This window comes from Pseudomonas brassicacearum subsp. brassicacearum, from assembly GCF_008801605.1.
GTDB lineage: Bacteria > Pseudomonadota > Gammaproteobacteria > Pseudomonadales > Pseudomonadaceae > Aquipseudomonas > Aquipseudomonas brassicacearum.
This window is the reverse complement of sequence record NZ_VZPJ01000015.1, coordinates 104,741-121,522: the sequence shown is the minus strand read 5'-3', so window position 1 is coordinate 121,522 and position 16,782 is coordinate 104,741. Positions and strand designations below refer to the sequence as shown.

15 protein-coding genes are annotated in these 16,782 nt (G+C 61.8%); 3 read left to right on the top strand and 12 right to left on the bottom strand.

What is annotated here, in order from left to right:
• Positions 1 to 90: 90 nt before the first annotated feature.
• From F7R20_RS26460 to F7R20_RS26425, 8 genes are all read right to left on the bottom strand, one after another.
• Positions 91 to 2,466 (bottom strand): efflux RND transporter permease subunit, encoded by a 2,376-nt coding sequence (locus F7R20_RS26460; RefSeq protein ID WP_003202691.1) that lies wholly within the window; start codon positions 2,464 to 2,466, stop codon positions 91 to 93.
• A 43-nt stretch (positions 2,467 to 2,509) separates the two neighbouring features.
• Positions 2,510 to 3,562 (bottom strand): WD40/YVTN/BNR-like repeat-containing protein, encoded by a 1,053-nt coding sequence (locus tag F7R20_RS26455; protein ID WP_028237622.1) that lies wholly within the window; start codon positions 3,560 to 3,562, stop codon positions 2,510 to 2,512.
• A 256-nt stretch (positions 3,563 to 3,818) separates the two neighbouring features.
• Positions 3,819 to 6,476: an aminopeptidase N gene (gene pepN, locus F7R20_RS26450; RefSeq protein WP_003202695.1), complete on the bottom strand. Its 2,658-nt coding sequence runs from the start codon at positions 6,474 to 6,476 to the stop codon at positions 3,819 to 3,821.
• Between the two features lie 13 nt (positions 6,477 to 6,489).
• Positions 6,490 to 7,320 carry a DUF2797 domain-containing protein gene (locus tag F7R20_RS26445; RefSeq protein ID WP_003202699.1) on the bottom strand — a complete coding sequence of 277 codons (831 nt, stop codon included), beginning with the start codon at positions 7,318 to 7,320 and terminating at the stop codon, positions 6,490 to 6,492.
• Positions 7,317 to 7,577 carry a YeaC family protein gene (locus tag F7R20_RS26440; protein WP_003202701.1) on the bottom strand — a complete coding sequence of 87 codons (261 nt, stop codon included), beginning with the start codon at positions 7,575 to 7,577 and terminating at the stop codon, positions 7,317 to 7,319. Before F7R20_RS26440 ends, F7R20_RS26445 begins: the two co-directional genes overlap by 4 nt.
• A 46-nt stretch (positions 7,578 to 7,623) precedes the next feature.
• Positions 7,624 to 8,496, bottom strand: a complete 873-nt coding sequence (locus F7R20_RS26435; RefSeq protein WP_003202703.1) for a rhomboid family intramembrane serine protease — start codon at positions 8,494 to 8,496, stop codon at positions 7,624 to 7,626.
• A complete protein-coding gene (locus F7R20_RS26430) occupies positions 8,493 to 9,467 on the bottom strand; it encodes a metallophosphoesterase (RefSeq protein ID WP_172681412.1) in 975 nt (324 codons plus the stop codon). The genes F7R20_RS26435 and F7R20_RS26430 overlap by 4 nt, the downstream gene beginning before the upstream one ends.
• On the bottom strand, positions 9,464 to 10,354 hold the full coding sequence (locus tag F7R20_RS26425; protein ID WP_003202709.1) for an NAD(+) kinase: 891 nt from the start codon (positions 10,352 to 10,354) through the stop codon (positions 9,464 to 9,466). Before F7R20_RS26425 ends, F7R20_RS26430 begins: the two co-directional genes overlap by 4 nt.
• A 103-nt stretch (positions 10,355 to 10,457) precedes the next feature.
• Here F7R20_RS26425 and F7R20_RS26420 point away from each other — a divergent pair, with 103 nt between their 5' ends.
• Positions 10,458 to 11,426: a DUF1853 family protein gene (locus F7R20_RS26420; protein ID WP_003202712.1), complete on the top strand. Its 969-nt coding sequence runs from the start codon at positions 10,458 to 10,460 to the stop codon at positions 11,424 to 11,426.
• Positions 11,427 to 11,547: 121 nt separating this feature from the next.
• Here F7R20_RS26420 and F7R20_RS26415 read toward each other — a convergent pair whose 3' ends face one another.
• Together F7R20_RS26415 and F7R20_RS26405 are read right to left on the bottom strand one after the other, a co-directional pair.
• The gene (locus F7R20_RS26415; protein ID WP_003202715.1) at positions 11,548 to 12,831 is read right to left on the bottom strand and encodes an arsenic transporter; all 1,284 of its coding nucleotides are present in this window, start codon (positions 12,829 to 12,831) and stop codon (positions 11,548 to 11,550) included.
• Positions 12,832 to 13,119: 288 nt separating this feature from the next.
• The gene (locus tag F7R20_RS26405; protein WP_003202716.1) at positions 13,120 to 13,677 is read right to left on the bottom strand and encodes an NADPH-dependent FMN reductase; all 558 of its coding nucleotides are present in this window, start codon (positions 13,675 to 13,677) and stop codon (positions 13,120 to 13,122) included.
• A gap of 185 nt (positions 13,678 to 13,862) precedes the next feature.
• Between F7R20_RS26405 and F7R20_RS26400 the strand changes: the two genes are divergently transcribed.
• Positions 13,863 to 14,126 carry a hypothetical protein gene (locus tag F7R20_RS26400; RefSeq protein WP_003202719.1) on the top strand — a complete coding sequence of 88 codons (264 nt, stop codon included), beginning with the start codon at positions 13,863 to 13,865 and terminating at the stop codon, positions 14,124 to 14,126.
• 86 nt (positions 14,127 to 14,212) lie between these two features.
• Positions 14,213 to 15,106: a LysR family transcriptional regulator gene (locus F7R20_RS26395; protein WP_003202721.1), complete on the top strand. Its 894-nt coding sequence runs from the start codon at positions 14,213 to 14,215 to the stop codon at positions 15,104 to 15,106.
• Here the strand turns inward: F7R20_RS26395 and F7R20_RS26390 are convergent.
• Entirely contained in the window at positions 15,072 to 15,686 is a 615-nt protein-coding gene (locus tag F7R20_RS26390) for a GNAT family N-acetyltransferase (protein ID WP_003202723.1), read from the bottom strand. The two genes, F7R20_RS26395 and F7R20_RS26390, sit on opposite strands and share 35 nt — an antisense overlap.
• A 177-nt stretch (positions 15,687 to 15,863) precedes the next feature.
• Positions 15,864 to 16,625, bottom strand: coding sequence for a DNA polymerase III subunit epsilon (dnaQ, locus tag F7R20_RS26385; RefSeq protein ID WP_003202725.1), 762 nt, complete (start codon positions 16,623 to 16,625; stop codon positions 15,864 to 15,866).
• Positions 16,626 to 16,782 lie beyond the last annotated feature (157 nt).

Sequence of the window (16,782 nt, the reverse complement as noted above, 5' to 3'; positions counted from 1 at the left end):
GATTGCGCACTGACATTCAACACCTTCATTGACTGTCACAGCGCTATCGCGAGCAAGCTCGCTCCCACATTGGGCAGGTTCTACCGTCGATCAATGCGCAAACAACGAATTACCCTTCTGCCCCGCCAGTTTCTCAGGCTTGATCAGGAACCGCGCCAGCGCCGGCAGCAGCCACAGCGCGCCGAACATGTTCCACAGCAACATGAACGTCAGCATCAACCCCATGTCCGCCTGGAACTTGATGGCCGAGAAGATCCAGGTGCAAACACCGATGGCCAGGCACAAACCGGTGAACAGCACCGCCTTGCCGGTGGATTTCAGCGTCTGGTAGTAAGCCTCCTGCAACGGCAACCCGGCGCGCAGGAAACTCTCCAGGCGGCTGTAGATGTAGATGCCGTAGTCCACGCCAATCCCCACGCCCAGTGCCACCACCGGCAGGGTCGCGACCTTCACGCCAATGCCCATGAACGCCATCAGGGCGTTGCCCAGCACCGAGGTCAGCACCAGCGGCAACACGATGCACAGCGTCGCCGCCCAGGAACGGAAGGTGATCATGCACATGGTCGCCACGCAGATGTACACCAGGATCAGGATGGTCAGCTCCGATGCCTTGATCACCTCGTTGGTGGCCGCTTCGATGCCTGCGTTACCGGCGGCAAGGATGAACTCCAGGCCATCGCGGTTGTTTTCCTTGGCGAAGTCCTGCACCGCCTTCACCGCGCGGTCCAATGTCTCGGCCTTGTGGTCGTTAAGGAACACCAGCACCGGTGCCAGGGAGCAACTGTTGTTGTACAGGCCATCGGCCCGGGCGATGGAGTTGTTCAGCACGTCAGGGTTGCGCGACAGGGTTTCCCATTTCAGGTTGCCCTCGTTCATGCCCTTGATCATCTGCTTGGACACGGTCACCAGGGAAATCGCCGACTGCACGCCCTCGGTGTTCTGCATCTTCCACATCAGCTCGTCGATGGGGGCCATGGCTTCATAGCGCGAGCAGCCTTCGGCCTTGGTCTTGACCATCACCACCAGTACATCGGAGCTGGTGGAGTAATTGCTGATGATGAAGTTGTTGTCCTGGTTGTAGCGCGAGTCCGGACGCAGTTCCGGCGCGCCCTGGTCCAGGTCGCCGATCTTCAGGTTCTGGCTGTACCAGAGCCCACCGCCAAAGGCGATCACCGCCAGGGCAATGGACACCGGCGCGACCTTGGCGCTGGCGAAGTTCGACAGCAGGCGCCAGAACGGATGTTCGCGGGTCGCGTCTTTCTTGCTGCGCTCGACCGCACGCTTGCTGATGCCAGCGTAGGAGATCGCCACCGGCAGCAGGATCAGGTTGGTGAACACGATCACCGCCACGCCGATGGAGGCGCCAATGGCCAGTTCGCGGATCACGCCGATGTCGATGATCAGCAAGGTGATGAAACCCACGGCGTCCGCCAGGATCGCGATCATCCCCGGCAGGAACAACTGCCGGAAGGTGCGCCGCGCCGCTGTCAGGGCGTTGTCCGCATCGCTGGACTGCAAGGCGATGCCGTTGATTTTCTGCACCCCATGGGAAATGCCGATGGCGAAGATCAGGAACGGCACCAGCATCGAGTACGGATCCAGGCCGAAACCGGCCGCATGCATCAGCCCCAGTTGCCAGACCACCGCCACCAGGGTGGTGGTCAATACCGCGACGGTACTGCGCATGCAGTTGGTGAACCAGTACAGCAGGATCAGGGTGATGACGAAAGCCACGCCGAAGAACAGCACCACCATGACCAGGCCGTCGATCAGGTCGCCGACCTTCTTGGCGAAACCGACGATATGGATCTGCACGTTGGGGTTCTGGGCTTCGAACTTGTTGCGGATCTTGTCTTCAAGCTCGTGGGAAAACTTCCGGTAGTCGAGGGCGAGCAACTTGCCCTGGTCCTGCGGGTCGGGATAGGACTCCAGCAGCGGGATGTCGATGATGCTCGACTTGAAGTCGTTGGCCACCAGGCGCCCGACCTGGCCGGACTTGAGCACGTTATTACGCAGCAGATCGAGGCTGTCGGCCGAACCGTTGTAGCTCTGGGGGATCACCTCGCCGCCGGCGAAGCCCTCCTCCGTCACTTCGGTCCAGCGCACGCTCGGGCTCCACAACGACTTGAGCCCGGAACGGTCGACGCCGGAGATGTAGAAGACCTCATCGTGGATCTGACGCAGGGTCTCCATGTATTCCTTGGAGAAGATGTCGCCGTTGGTGGCCTCCACGGAAATACGCACCGTGTTGCCCAGGTTCGCCAGGTCGTTGCGGTGCTCGAGCATCTTCTGGATGAAGGGGTGCTCGAGGGGGATCATTTTTTCGAAACTGGTGGACGGCCGGATCAGCGTGGCCTGCCAGAACAGGAAAATGCTGACCAGCAGGCAAATGATGATCACTGCCGGGCGGTTGTTGAAAATCAGGCGCTCGAGGAACGTCGCCTTGTCTTGGTGATGACTGCTCATGGGGTCCGCCTTCTTGTTTTTGTGCCCGTCTTGCAGGCGTGACTCATTTGCTCAGTTCGGCGCCGGTGGACGTGGTGGCACGAACGCCACCTTGCCCCGCCAGAATCAGGTTGCCGTTGCCTGCCGCCGTGACGGCCGCCACGGAAATTCGGTCCGGGCGGTTGAACACGCTGAAGGTCTCGCCGTCGTCGGTACTTCGCACGACGCTGCCGCCGTTGCCGACAATCACGATGGAACCGTCCGCCAGTAGCGTGGCGCCTGACAGGCCGAACTCCAGGGCACCGCGCGCGGCCTTGAGCTCGACCTGATCCCAAGTGCCGCCGAAGTCAGTGGAACGATAAAGGTTGCCGCGCAAGCCATAGGCCAGCAACGTCGAAGGCTGGGCCGTACCGATGACCCCGAACAGCGAGCCTTCGTACGGGCCTTCGACCTTTTCCCAGGTCTGGCCCCAGTCGGCGGAGCGGAACATGCTGCCAGCCTCGCCGACAATGAACAGCCCGGCATCTTTCACGGCGGCTATCGCATTGAGGTGGAACTGGTCTTCGTTTTCGAGGCGGTCGCTGGCGTCTTCCCAGTGCTTGCCGCCGTCGGTGGTTTCCAGCAGTGCGCCGTAGGCGCCCACGGCGAAACCGTTGCTGGCATCCTTGAACCAGACGTCCAGCAGGGGTGCTTCGCGGGTGAGGTCTTCGAATTGCTTGGTCCAGCTGCTGCCGCCGTCATCGCTGGCGAGGATCTGCGCGTCGTGCCCCACGGCCCAGCCGTGTTTGTCATCGACGAAAAATACCGCCGTGAGCAGTTGGCGAGTCGGCACCTTGGCCTGGGTCCAGGACTTGCCCTGGTCGTCCGAATAGACAATGTGCCCGCGGTCACCGACCGCCACCAGGCGCTGGCCGGCGTGGACCACATCGAGCATCAGGGTTTTGCTGGCCTTGGCCGATTCGACGGAATAGATGACATCGGACGTCGACGCCGCAACAGCCATCACCGGTGCCGACAACACCGCAGAGCCCAGCAGCGAGAGCGCCGAAGCCAGCAACGCGACTCTGCGCAGCATCGGCGGCCGGCTGCGGCCCACAGCCATGACAGGCTCATTCATAGACCTTTCCCCCATTATTATTGTTATGGCTTGGTACGTTGCCAGTCCTGGAGCATAGTCCTGAAACCTGCAATCTAGAGCCACTTCGGAAGCAGACCTATCCTATCGGGCTTTCGAAAGGTCTGACAATCGACGCCACGTTATCTTTTGTTAACCGGGGGGATATCGGCCAAGGGTGAATCAGAAGACATTCGTGAGGGTGATGAATGTGGCGAGGGGATTTATCCCCTCGCCACAAAGGTAAGGCAGTGCCTGTTTATGCCAGGCTCTTGCTCACCACCTCGAACACATCGGCGGAAAGCGCGCCGGATGCCAGGATGCGCTCCAGTTCGGCCTTCATCAGCGCCTGGCGGGCGCTGTCGTATTTGCGCCAGCGAGTCAGCGGGGCCAGTTGCCGGGAGGCGATCTGCGGGTTGAAGCCATTGAGCTGGATGACCAGGTCCGCCAGGAAGCGATAACCCGAACCGTCGGCCGCGTGGAAGTTGATCAGGTTCTGCCCGGCAAACGCCCCCACCAGCGCCCGCACCTTGTTCGGGTTCTTGATATTGAACGCCGGGTGCTCCATCAGCGCCTTGACCCGCGCCAGGCCACCCGGCAACGGGCTGCCGGCCTGGACGCTGAACCATTGGTCCATGACCAGCGGGTTGCCCTTGAAGTTTTCCGCAAACACTTCCAGCGCCTTGGCCTTCTCGGCTTCGAATGGCGAGTTGACCAACACCGCCAGCGCGGTCAGGCGCTCGGTCATGTTATCGGCGGTGTCGAACTGCTCCAGGGTCGCACTCAGCACCTCAGGCTTGCCGGTGAGCATCAGGTACGACAGCGCGATGTTCTGCAACGCGCGACGGGCGAAATGCTCGGCCTCGGCCACGTAAGGGGTTTTCTTCGACAGGTCGCGGTTGGCTGCATAACGCAGCCAGAGGGCTTCGAACAGGTTCTCGGCCAACTGCTGGCGGGCAAACTCACGGGCGGCATGGATCGCCTCGACGTCAGCCACTTCGCTGATTTCCGTCAGGTAGGCTTCGCTTGGCAGCGAGAGCATTTCGGCGACCATGGCCTGGTCCAGGGACTCGTCCGACAGCACGCTGCGCAGCGCACTGACCAGGCGCGGGTCCAGCACCAGGCTGGCGCCCTGCTGATGCTGGGCGATCAGTTCCTGCAGCACCTGTACTGACAATTGCTGGCCGGCATCCCAACGGTTGAACCCGTCGCTGTCGTGCTGCATGAGGAACATCAACTGGTCGCGGTTGTACGGAAAGCTCAGCTTCACCGGCGCCGAGAAACCACGCAGCAACGAAGGCAGCGGCTGTTCGGCGATGTCGACAAAGGTGAAGGTCTGCTCGGCTTCGGTCACCGAGATCACTCGGGACGTGCCGTCTGCCGCCGCTTCACCGGCCAGGCGCAGAGGGATTTCAGCACCCTGGCTGTCCAGCAGGCCCAGCTCCACGGGAATCACGAACGGCAGTTTTTCCTGCTTGTCCGGGGTCGGCGGGCAACTCTGGCTGAAGGTCAGGCTGTAGGTCTTGGCGGCGGCATCATAAGATTCGCTCACCGCCAGCCGTGGTGTACCGGCCTGGCTGTACCAGCGCTTGAACTGGGCCAGGTCGACGCCGTTGGCATCTTCCATGGCCTTGATGAAGTCGTCGCAGGTCACGGCCTGGCCGTCGTGGCGTTCGAAGTACAGGTCACTGCCCTTGCGGAAACCCTCAGGCCCCAGCAGGGTGTGGATCATGCCAACCACTTCCGAGCCCTTTTCGTACACGGTCAGGGTGTAGAAGTTGGAGATCTCGATGAAGCTGTCCGGACGCACCGGGTGCGCCATGGGGCCGGCATCTTCGGCGAACTGGTGGGTACGCAGGTACGCCACGTCCTGGATGCGCTTGACGGTGGCGGAGTTCATGTCGGCCGAGAACCCGGCGTCGCGGAACACCGTGAAACCTTCCTTGAGCGACAGTTGGAACCAGTCGCGACAGGTCACGCGGTTGCCCGACCAGTTATGGAAGTATTCGTGGGCAACGATCGCCTCGACCCGCTGGTGCGCGGCATCGGTGGCGGTTTCGGCGCGGGCCAGCACGGCGCTGGAGTTGAAGATATTGAGGCCCTTGTTCTCCATGGCGCCCATGTTGAAATCGTTGACCGCGACGATCATGAAGATGTCCAGGTCGTACTCGCGCCCGTACACCTCTTCGTCCCAGCGCATCGACTTCTTCAGGCTGGTCATGGCGTGCTGGCATTTGTCGATGTTTTCCGGCTCGACATAGATGCGCAGCGCTACGGTGCGCTCGCTCAGGGTAGTGAAGGTGTCTTCGACGCACCACAGGTCACCGGCCACCAGGGCAAACAGGTAGGCCGGCTTCTTGAACGGGTCTTCCCAGGTCGCCCAGTGCCGGCCGTCTTCGCCGGGACCGCTGGCAATCGGATTGCCGTTGGACAGCAGCACCGGATAGCTGTGCTGCTCGGCCACCACGGTGGTGGTGAACTTGCTCATCACATCCGGGCGGTCCAGGTAATAGGTGATCTTGCGGAAACCTTCGGCCTCGCACTGGGTGCAGAACATGCTGCCGGACTTGTACAAACCTTCCAGGGCGGTGTTGGTTTCCGGGTGGATCCGGACGGTGGTGTCGACCGTGAAGGCCTGGGCCTTGGGGTGAACGGTCAGGTGACTGTCGTCCAGTTGATAGTCGCCCTGCCCCAGGTCGGCGTCGTCGAGCTTGAGCGAGAGCAGTTCCAGGTGCTGGCCATCGAGCACCAGCGGCGGCAGCCCGGCACCGCGCTCGGGGTTGCGGCGCATCACCAGTTGCGCATGGACCAGGCTGTGGTCCTCGAACAACTCGAAGGTCAGGTGCGTCTCATCGATCAGGTACTCGGGCGCCTGATAGTCCTTCAGGTAAATCATCTTCGGTTGTTCGGTGCGCATAGGTCGAATCCTTCTACTGATGCACGGCGAGCTGGTAGGCCGTGTATTTACGAATATTGATCACGCCGGTGTCAAAAATCAGGTACTGGCCCTTGATCCCCAGCAGCGTGCCTTCGGCGATCGGGTTCTTGTCCAGGTTGAAGCTGACGATCTTGGCCGGGTATTGCTCCACCGGATAACGGATCTCGATGGGTTCGACGTCCGCTATGGTCTGGATCGCTTGCAGGCCGAATCGTTCCTGCAACCCCTGCAATCCCTGGGCGCAGCTTTCGAACAGCGAGTCACGGATCGCCGGCAGGTCCACCGCCACGGCGTCGCCCTTGAGCAAGGCGCGCCAGTTGGTCTTGTCCGCCACCTGGCTGCGGAACAGGTCTTCGACAAACCCCGATTGCTGGCGGGTGGCGACCCGCAGGATCGGCAGCGCCTGGCTGGCGCCCTGGTCCAGCCAGCGGGTCGGCAATTGCGTGGCGCGAGTGATGCCAACTTTCACACCCGAGGAATTGGCCAGGTAGACCACATGATCGGTCATGCAGAACTGCTCGCCCCAGGCCGGGTCGCGGCAGGTGCCCGCCTCGTAATGGCAACGCTCGGGGCTCATGATGCACAGGTCGCACTGGGCCAGCTTGGTCATGCAGGGGTAGCAATACCCCTGGCTGAAGCTGGTCTTGGTCCGGCGTCCACAGTGGGTGCAGTGGATCGCACCGAGGTACTCCAGGCGCACCGTGCTACCGATCAACGGATTGACCGGCACCTCGACATCGCCCAGGCGAAAGGCGTATTGAACGGTCGGCCCGTCAAGGCGCGCCGACATCTTGCTGATTGCACCGCGGCCAATCTCGATCAATGGATGGCGTCCGACTTGAACAGGATATTCGGCACTTCAGTGGACTTCGAATGGCATTCCTGCGCGCCCATGTAACCAGTGCGCTCCTCTTCGGGCAGGTTCTGGATTTCCCAGGCGATCATCGCCTGCAACGACAGTTCGCGTTGCTCGGCGGTGAGCTTGTTGCCATCGGCCCATTTACCGATTTCCACCGCCAGTTTCAGGCTCCGGTAGATGTCGGGTGTGATGTTCTGGATCATTTCGTTGAAGGAAGACATGGGTTCTCCGCGCAAATCGCGCATTCTCAAAAGGCACAGGCGCCGGTCAAAGGGCCATTTTACGGCGAGCGAACAGCCCGCCCAACAAACCCGTGAAGCATCCGACGAGCAGCCCGCCGACGTGGGCCGCATTGGCGATTTCACCGAAACCGATCAGCGAAACCAGCCCGGACAGGCACAGCAGCAACCACACCAGCATCATCACCAACACCCCACGGGGCAAGTGATAGGCCGGGTTCGGTGCGAGCAATTGGTAGATCCAGCAATGGCCCAGCAGGCCGTACAACACCCCCGACAACCCACCGAACAACGTCGGGCCGCTGAAAAAGTACTGGGCGAAATTGGAGACGAGGCTGAACAGCAGCGTCAGCCCCAGCAAGTTGATGCCACCCTGGCGCGCCTCGATCCGCCGTCCCAGTTCCCAGTACCACATGCCATTCATGGCGATGTGCAGGAAGCCGAAGTGAATCAGCATCGGTGTCACCAGGCGCCACCACTGCCCCGCCGCCAGGCTATCGGCCAACGGCGTGAACTGGATGTAGTCGCCAACGACGCGGAATTCGAGGAAGGTCAGCCAGCGCAGGGCCTCAAGATTTTCCCCTAGCAGGGTGACCGCACTGACGATCAGGCTCAGCAACAACACCACGGCCGTCACTGGGCTGCGCGTCAGTTGCTGGACAAACCCCGCCCGCCGGGAAGTGCCACCCGTGTCTGACAGCTCCAACTGCTGGTCGGGATCGCCAGCGGGAAAACGCGCGTACAACGAACGCACGTCCTCACTGATTTCATCCGGCACCCAGAGCACCTGCTCGCCCGCCTCTTCACTGACGCGATGGGGCACCTGCATGCGTTGCAGCAACTTGACGAAGCCGCTCAGGTCCACTGCCAAGGGCAGGCGCAAAACCGCGACGACGCTCATTGCACCACCTCCGGCCGCTCGACATCCACCCAGACGAACTTGTGCGGATCCAGGCGGGTTTCCTGGTCGAGGCGATAGGCGACCAGCTTGCCGTAGAGCACCGCGCTGTAATCCAGGCAGGCCAGGTTCGGGCGAATGGGCGCGGGCTTGCCGCTGCGCCAATAGTGGCCGACGAACAGCAACGGTTCATGGACGCCATAGCGCAGCAGGTTGTTTTTTTCATCCGGCGACAGCGGTGTGCGGGCCACCGGTTCTGGCAAGGCGTCGGGCTGGAAGACGATGTCGCCGTAGGTCTGCGGGTTGTCTTCCCAGAACTTGGTGCGAAAAAACGAACGGGTCAGGCCATCGCCACCGGTCAGCGTCAGGCCATGGGGCAGGCGCATGTCGGTGCCACGTAGCAAACGATCGAACACCGTGCTGGCAAAACTGCCCGGTTGCGCCGAGGCCTGGAGGAAATGCTCGTCGACACAACCGTCCGGGAACAGGCCACGCAGCGGTTCGATCAGGCCCGAATCCCAACAGGCATGCACCACCCGGAACCGGCCGGCGTCGACAAACAGCGGCAGCTCGTAGAACCACTTGAGAAAGTCATGCCAGTCGCCGGGATGCTGCTCGAACTGGGTCAGGGTCTCGTTGAGCAGGCGAGCATGACGCGGCGTGTGTTCGCGCACGTAGCGCTGGCCGCTGCCGGGCAAAGCCGGTGTGCTCCAGCCCAGGGCGTTGAACTCGTGGTTGCCCATGATGCACAGCGCCTGGCCGGCCACGACCATGTCGTGGACGATATGCAGCGCCTCGCGAATCCGCGGGCCACGGTCGATGATGTCCCCCAGGAACACAGCCATGCGCGACGGATGCCGCCAGACCCCGCCCTGCTTGTGGTAACCGAGTCGGTCCAGCAGGTGTTCCAGGGTCAGGGCGCATCCATGCACGTCACCGATCAAATCGTAACTGCGCGCAGGATCGAGCATCAGTCGCCTCCACCCCCCAACCGACTGCCCCAGCCGAGCTTGGTCCGGCAGACTTCATAGTAATTGTGATCCAGCGGATGGATCAGGCGCAGCTTCTGCGCTTTCTTGCTGACGGTGATGGTGTCACCCGGCGCGCAGGTGAAATGGTTCTGGCCGTCACAGGACACTTGCGGGTAGATCTGCATATCCTTGGACACGACGATTTTCAGCTCACTGTTGCCATCGACCACAATCGGTCGCCCAGACAAGGTATGGGGGTACATGGGCACAATCACAATAGCGTCGAGCTTGGGGTGCATGATCGGTCCGCCGGCCGAGAGCGCGTAGGCCGTGGAACCGGTCGGGGTCGCGACGATCAGGCCGTCGGCCTTCTGGCTGCAGACGAACTGGCCGTCGATGTACAGCTCAAATTCGATCATGCGCGTGGATTTGCCAGGGTGCAGCACCACGTCATTGAGGGCATCGCCCTGGCCGATGGCCTCGGCGTGACGACGGACCTCGGCTTGCAGCAGGAAGCGGTTTTCCACCAGGTAGTGGCCGTCCAGCACCTCGGCGACCTTGGTTTCCAGCTCGTCAGGGCGGATATCGGTGAGGAACCCCAGGCTGCCCCGGTTGATCCCCAGCACCGGGATATTGTGCCGCGCCAGGGCCCGGGCGGCCCCCAGCAGGCTGCCGTCGCCGCCGACCACGATCACCATGTCGCAGACCTCGCCCAGCATCTTGCGCGACGACGTCTGCAGGCCATGGCCCGGCAAGACTTCGGCGATGGTATCTTCGAGGATCACATGCAGGTGTCGCTCCAGGAGGAAACGTTTGAGACGGCGAACGGTGTCCAACACCTGCGAACTGCCCAGGCGACCGATGATGCCGATATTGCGAAATTGCTCCATGAGGCTCCTGCGAGGGTCTGCGACGGGCGAAAACCACGATTATGGGCGAAAGCGCTCCATAGACAAAATCCTTTAAGCCTTTCGCAGCAGCTATGCTCGCAAAATGATCCTGTTCCCTGAATTGCTGGACTTGCCCCGCCGCCTTCGCCATCCCGAAGTGCGCGACCTCGCGTGGGCGATCATCGCCCCGCCGATGCTCATCGACACGCCCTGGCCCCAGCGCCATCCCCTGGCCGGCAGCGACTGGGTACAGGCGCCTGATCAGCTGGAGCACTGGCTGCGACAACTGGACCGCGACAGCTACCCGCTGCTGCACTGCCTGTCCCTGGGACGGACGCGACGCCTGGGCCTGTATTACGAAAGGCTGTGGCAGTTTGCCGTGCAGCACGCTCCTGGCATCGAGCTGATTGCCGCGAACCTGCCGATCCGCCACGAAGGCCATACGCTGGGCGAACTGGACCTGCTGCTGCGCGATCGTGACGGCATCCATCATCTGGAGTTGGCGATCAAGTTGTACCTCGGCCCGCAGCAAGGGGATGGCCGGGACACCGCGCAGTGGCTCGGGCCGGGCTGTCATGACCGACTCGACCGTAAACTGGCGCATTTGCGCGAGCACCAGCTCCCCATCTCGGCGCGCCCGGAAAGCCGCGAGGCCTTGGCAGCATTGGGCATTGAGCCGACCGGCCTCGAGGTGTTCCGCTCCGAGCTCTGGCTCGGCGGCTACCTGCTCTACCCCTGGCCGGGCCACGCCGACCCGCCGACCGGTGCGCATCCCCGGCATTTGCGGGGCAGTTGGCTGCATCAGCGGGATTGGCCTGCATTCGTCGCCCAGCGCCCACCTGGGCGCTGGCAACCCCTGCCCCGCGCCGCCTGGTTGGCCCCGGCGCATTATCCGGCGGAGCAGACCTGGAGCACCGCGCAACTGGACGCCTGGCGACTGGACCTTGACCCGATGGCGCCAGCGCAACTGATGGTGCGCCTGACTGAAAATGCCGAGGGGGAGTGGGAAGAAGCCGAGCGGCTATTCCTGGTGGCCGATCTCTGGCCGGATGTGCCGGGCCAAAACAGCTGAGCTTTGGAGTGTCTGCCAGGGCCTCATCGCGAGCAAGCTCGCTCCCACAGGGGAGCACATTCATAGAGGAGAATGCATTCCAATGTGGGAGCGAGCTTGCTCGCGATGAAGCCAACTCGGTCTAGAGTGACAACCGCACCGCCAGCGCTGCCAATGTCACCAGCAACACCGGCACTGTCAGTACGATCCCGACCTTGAAGTAGTACCCCCAGCCGATCTGGATGTTCTTGCGCTCCAGCACATGCAGCCACAGCAAAGTCGCCAGGCTGCCGATCGGGGTGATTTTCGGGCCCAGGTCGCTGCCGATGACGTTGGCGTAGATCATCGCCTCCTTCACCACCCCGGTGGCCTGGCTGGCATCGATGGACAAGGCGCCGACCAGCACCGTCGGCAAATTATTCATGGCCGACGAGAGCAACGCCGTCAGCACGCCGGTGCCCATGGCCGCACCCCACACGCCATATTCGGCGAAGCCGTCGAGCCAATGGGCCAGGTAGCCGGTCAACCCGGCATTGCGCAGGCCATAGACCACCAGGTACATGCCGAGGGAGAAAATCACGATCTGCCAGGGCGCTTCCTTCATCACCTTGCGGGTGGAAATCTTGTGGCCGCGGGCCGCGACAGCCAGCAGCAACGCAGCACAGACCGCGGAAATCGCGCTGATGGGAATCCCCAGCGGCTCCAGCGCAAAGCAGCCCAGCAGCAGGATCACCAGCACCACCCAGCCGGCATAAAACGTTGCCTTATCGTGGATCGCCGTCGCCGGATCATCCAGTTGAGCGGGGTCGTAGTCGCGCGGGATGTCGCGACGAAAGAACCACAGCAAGATCGCCAGGCTGGCCGCCACACTGACCAGGTTCACCGGCACCATGACCGCCGCGTAGCGGTTGAAGCCAATGCCGAAGAAGTCCGCCGAGACGATGTTCACCAGGTTCGACACCACCAGCGGCAGGCTCGCGCTGTCGGCAATGAAACCGGCACCCATCACGAATGCCAGGGTCGCCGCCGGGGAAAACCGCAACGCCAGCAGCATCGAAATCACGATGGGCGTCAGGATCAACGCCGCCCCGTCATTGGCAAACAGGGCCGACACCAGCGCGCCCAGCAGCACCATGAACGCAAACAGCTTGCGCCCGCTGCCCTTTCCCCAACGGGCCACGTGCAAGGCCGCCCAGGCGAAGAAGCCGGCCTCGTCCAGCAGCAGGCTGATGATGATCAGCGCGACAAACGTACCGGTGGCGTTCCAGATGATCTGCCAGACCAGCGCAATGTCGCCGACCTGCACCACCCCGCTCAACAACGCCAGCAGCGCGCCGAGCGTCGCGCTCCAGCCGACGCCAAGCCCCTTGGGCTGCCAGATCACCAACGTAATGGTCAGCAGGAAAATCAATGACGCGATCAGCATGCGCAACAGCCTTGGAAGAAGGATAGAAAAGTGGGAATCAGACGTGACGAAGAACGGCCTGGTGGTGCGAAGGGGCGAATATATGGAAATTCGAATATCCAGTAAAGCGCGCAGATGAATGGCCGATGTCGCGAGGGAGGCTTTCCCACTGTGGGAGCAAGGCTTGCCCGCGATGAACGATATCGCGGTTCAACTGGTAAACCGCGCTGCGGCCATCGCGGGCAAGCCTTGCTCCCACAGAAAATCACTCCGCCACAAAGGTGCTTGGCTTGAAGCTGTGCAAAGAGATCAAGCCTTCTTGTGTTGCTCGACCCACTTGCCGTAGGCATTGATGAACGTCTGCAGGAAGGGCCGTACCGACTCCGACAGGTTGCCCGCCTCGTCAAACGCCGTCCCGGCACCGCTCAGGTAGGCTTCCGGCTGCTGCATGCAGGGAACGTCAAGGAATACCAGCGACTGGCGCAAATGATGGTTGGCACCAAAACCACCGATGGCGCCCGGCGAAGCACTGATCACCGCGCCCGGCTTGCCACTCAGGCAACTCTGGCCGTAGGGACGCGAGCCGACGTCGATGGCGTTTTTCAGCGGCGCCGGTACCGAGCGGTTGTACTCAGGCGTGACGAACAACAAAGCGTCGGCCGCGCCCACCTGCTGACGGAAAGTGCTGTAGGCTGCCGGAGGGGAAACATCGATGTCTTCGTTGTAGAGCGGCAACTCGCCGATCTCGACGATGTTCAGTTTGAGGTTGGCTGGCGCCAGGTCAGCCAGTGCCAGCGCGACCTTACGGTTGATCGATGCCTTGCGCAGGCTGCCCACTAAAACGGCCACTGTGTAGACATTACTCATGAGAGGCTTCTCGACTGTCGGCTCAAAGGAGCCTGTAGTTATAGATGATCGGGGTGACAATTGGACCAGTGGAGCGACAAAAACCGGCCGGCTGGACTATTTTTTTCATGTAGGAAAACTTACCGCGCTTGACCAGGGTCTACAGAACCGCAAATCGAGTGATTTATTTCCAGAGGTTCTAAGCAATGGCAGCAGTACTTGTCGGACAATTTCATGCGCGGGACGTCGAAGGTCGCGTCTATCTGGTGCATGAGTTCCATGAATCGACCCCGTCGCCCGACGGAAACGGCAAGGAGCCTGTCACCACCTATAAGCTGGCTATCGGCGATCGCGTCAACAAACGCGACGACGGCAAATTTGTTCTGGTGCAATCTCAAGTCGAATTGACACGCGAACCGGAAACGCCACTGCAAGCTCAAGCACCCACCGAAACGCAAATAGCTTCATAACTGGCAGTTATGAGCAGAAGTCACGCCCGAACTTGGGTTAGGATTCGGCCACTCAATGACTCACCCGCCGAACACGGACTTCTTGCATGCGTTTACGCCACATCGAAGTGATCCAGGCGCTGCTGCAGACCGGCCACCTCGGCACGGCGGCCGAATGGCTGCAATTGCCAGTGGCAGAGGTCGAGGCGATCCTGCGCGATGCCGAGGCGCAGCTGGGCTTCATGCTGTTTGCCAGTGTGCGCGGGCGCTTGCAGGCGACTCGGGAAACTCTCGAACTGCGCGACGGCATCACGCGGGTGTACGACACCCTCGAACCGGTGCAGCGCCTGGCCAGCAGCCTGAAACACTATCAGGCGCCACCCTTGCGCATTATCTGCACCCCGCCGCTGGCCCAGCAGTTGCTGCCCCAGAGCATCGCCGCCCTGCGTCGCCGCCATCCGGATGCGCCTTGCACCCTGCTCAGCCAACCGACCCGCGACATCGTCCACAGCCTGCTGTTGCGTGAAAGCGACCTGGGCCTGAGCTTGCACGACCCCGAGCATCCCGACATCCATTGCCAGATGATCGCCCAAGGCAAACTGCAATTGCTGGCACCTCACGGCTGGCTGCAACCACGACAGAAATACATTTCGCTCCAGGACCTGGCGGGCCAGCCGTTGGTAGGCCTGGATGGCCATGACCCACTGAGCCCTGCCTTCGAGCATAAACTGGCGGCGCTGCGTCCGGCGCCAATGATCCAGATCCGCGTCCAGACCCATCAGATGATGCGCGCCATGGTCGAGGCCGGCGAAGGCCTTGCCATCGTCGACCCGTTCACGGCCTCGGGCGCCAAGGGCAGTGGCCTGGACGTCTGCCCGGTATCGCCCGCCATTGCGATTGGTCTCTATGCCCTGAGCCTGAACGGCACGCAGCCCTCACCCGCCGTCCAATCGCTGCTGGAACGGGTTACGGAACAAGCCGAGGCGTTGCTGAGCCACTGATCGACATGCCCAGCGGATCATCGAACAGCCGGTACCAGAACAACGCCACTTCGTCGGTATGCCGGTCAATGCCGCGATAGCGCAGGTGATCGATACCGCCGAGCACGTAGCCGCAACGCTCATAGAGCCGGCAGGCACCCAGATTGTTGTTCTGGGTCTCGAGCATGATGCCCGGCAGTTTTTTCTTGCGACTCCAGAACTGGGCGACATCGAGCAACGCCTTGGCCACCCCGTGGCGACGGGCTGGCGCATGCACCGCCAACTCGTCGATGTGGGCATAGCCGTTCCAGTTGGTACTGACCACCAGATGCCCCACGGGCTGGTCGTCGAGATAAGCCATGAAGATCTCGCTGTCCGGGGCATTGCGGAAGCTGCTGAATTCCTCGGGATCGATGCCATAGCACTTGCGATAGGGAACAATGGGCGTCACCGGCCACTGGTTGACGGGCCGGCCGATCTGCGCCGTCGCGTAGTCGCTGACTTCGAAGCTGAAGTCACTGCCCCAGATATAGGCGGCAAAGCCGTCATCGACGATGCGCACCGACAACCCGGGGTGTTTGGGATTCATGACCGGTTGCATACTGGGGAAGGTCCTCATTCCTTGAGACAACCAACGGCGTGGTGCCATCCATTGCCCTTGCCTTTCAAATCTTCACACATCAAGCGGGATCCGTAGCCTGCCCGTTACCTCAGGTTAGAAGGTCGTGGCGATTGTGGCGAGAAATGAAACGAAAGAGAGTGACAGGGGAGCAACGGGTCAGTTCGCCGTAGCCTGCGACTCGGCCAACTGCGTCCACAATGCCGGAGCACCTGCGGACTTGGCGATGGCTTCCAGACGCGCGGCATGTTCGGCCAGGTCGCTCTCGCTGGCGCGGATAATCCGCGATGGTTGGCGGTCAGCGGGCAAACGCCGGATTTCCGTGGCCTGGTTGCCAGAGCCTTCACCGGTACCGTTGCCGTCCGAGGCGTTACCGGCCAGGGACAGGCTGGTCTGGCCGCCGGTCATGGTCAGGTAGACGTCGGCCAGGATCTCGGAGTCGAGCAAGGCGCCGTGCAGTTCACGACCGGAGTTGTCGACGCCGTAGCGCTTGCACAAGGCGTCGAGGCTGTTGCGCTGCCCAGGGTGACGTTCCCGGGCCATCATCAGGGTATCGAGGATGGTGCAATGCTGGGTAATGTCAGCCCGGTCGTGCTGGCCCATCAGGGCGAATTCGTTGTTGATGAACCCGACGTCGAACGCCGCGTTGTGGATGATCAACTGCGCGCCCCGGATGAATTCGAAGAACTCATCGGCCACTTCGGCGAAACGCGGCTTGCCCACCAGAAATTCGTTGGTGATGCCGTGCACGCCGATGGCGCCCTCGTCACTTTCGCGATCCGGTTGCAGGTAAACGTGGAAATGGCGACCGGTCAGGCGCCGGCCGATCAGCTCGACACAACCGATTTCAATAATCCGGTGACCATCGGTCACCGGCATGCCGGTGGTTTCGGTATCCAGTACTACAGATCTGTTGGCCATCAGTGTTCAGCTCTCAGCGGGCAGTCTTGCAAAAGCGCGGATCTTAACACGCTCTTGTGGCAAGGGGATTTACCTGGGAGCCAGGCTGGTGGAAGCAAGTGATGAGCGAAAAGCAAACACTGTGGGAGCAAAGCTTGCTCGCGATGAAGATCATGCG

Coding starts and splice junctions, on each gene's coding strand:
- F7R20_RS26415 (WP_003202715.1), bottom strand. CDS start 12,831: ATGCTGATCGCGTCATTGATTTTCCTGCTGACCATTACGTTGGTGATC.
- pepN (WP_003202695.1), bottom strand. CDS start 6,476: ATGCGCACCGAACAACCGAAGATGATTTACCTGAAGGACTATCAGGCG.
- F7R20_RS26460 (WP_003202691.1), bottom strand. CDS start 2,466: ATGAGCAGTCATCACCAAGACAAGGCGACGTTCCTCGAGCGCCTGATT.
- F7R20_RS26400 (WP_003202719.1), top strand. CDS start 13,863: ATGGCAGCAGTACTTGTCGGACAATTTCATGCGCGGGACGTCGAAGGT.
- F7R20_RS26390 (WP_003202723.1), bottom strand. CDS start 15,686: ATGCAACCGGTCATGAATCCCAAACACCCCGGGTTGTCGGTGCGCATC.
- F7R20_RS26420 (WP_003202712.1), top strand. CDS start 10,458: ATGATCCTGTTCCCTGAATTGCTGGACTTGCCCCGCCGCCTTCGCCAT.
- dnaQ (WP_003202725.1), bottom strand. CDS start 16,625: ATGGCCAACAGATCTGTAGTACTGGATACCGAAACCACCGGCATGCCG.
- F7R20_RS26395 (WP_003202721.1), top strand. CDS start 14,213: ATGCGTTTACGCCACATCGAAGTGATCCAGGCGCTGCTGCAGACCGGC.
- F7R20_RS26405 (WP_003202716.1), bottom strand. CDS start 13,677: ATGAGTAATGTCTACACAGTGGCCGTTTTAGTGGGCAGCCTGCGCAAG.
- F7R20_RS26455 (WP_028237622.1), bottom strand. CDS start 3,562: ATGAATGAGCCTGTCATGGCTGTGGGCCGCAGCCGGCCGCCGATGCTG.
- F7R20_RS26435 (WP_003202703.1), bottom strand. CDS start 8,496: ATGAGCGTCGTCGCGGTTTTGCGCCTGCCCTTGGCAGTGGACCTGAGC.
- F7R20_RS26440 (WP_003202701.1), bottom strand. CDS start 7,577: ATGTCTTCCTTCAACGAAATGATCCAGAACATCACACCCGACATCTAC.
- F7R20_RS26425 (WP_003202709.1), bottom strand. CDS start 10,354: ATGGAGCAATTTCGCAATATCGGCATCATCGGTCGCCTGGGCAGTTCG.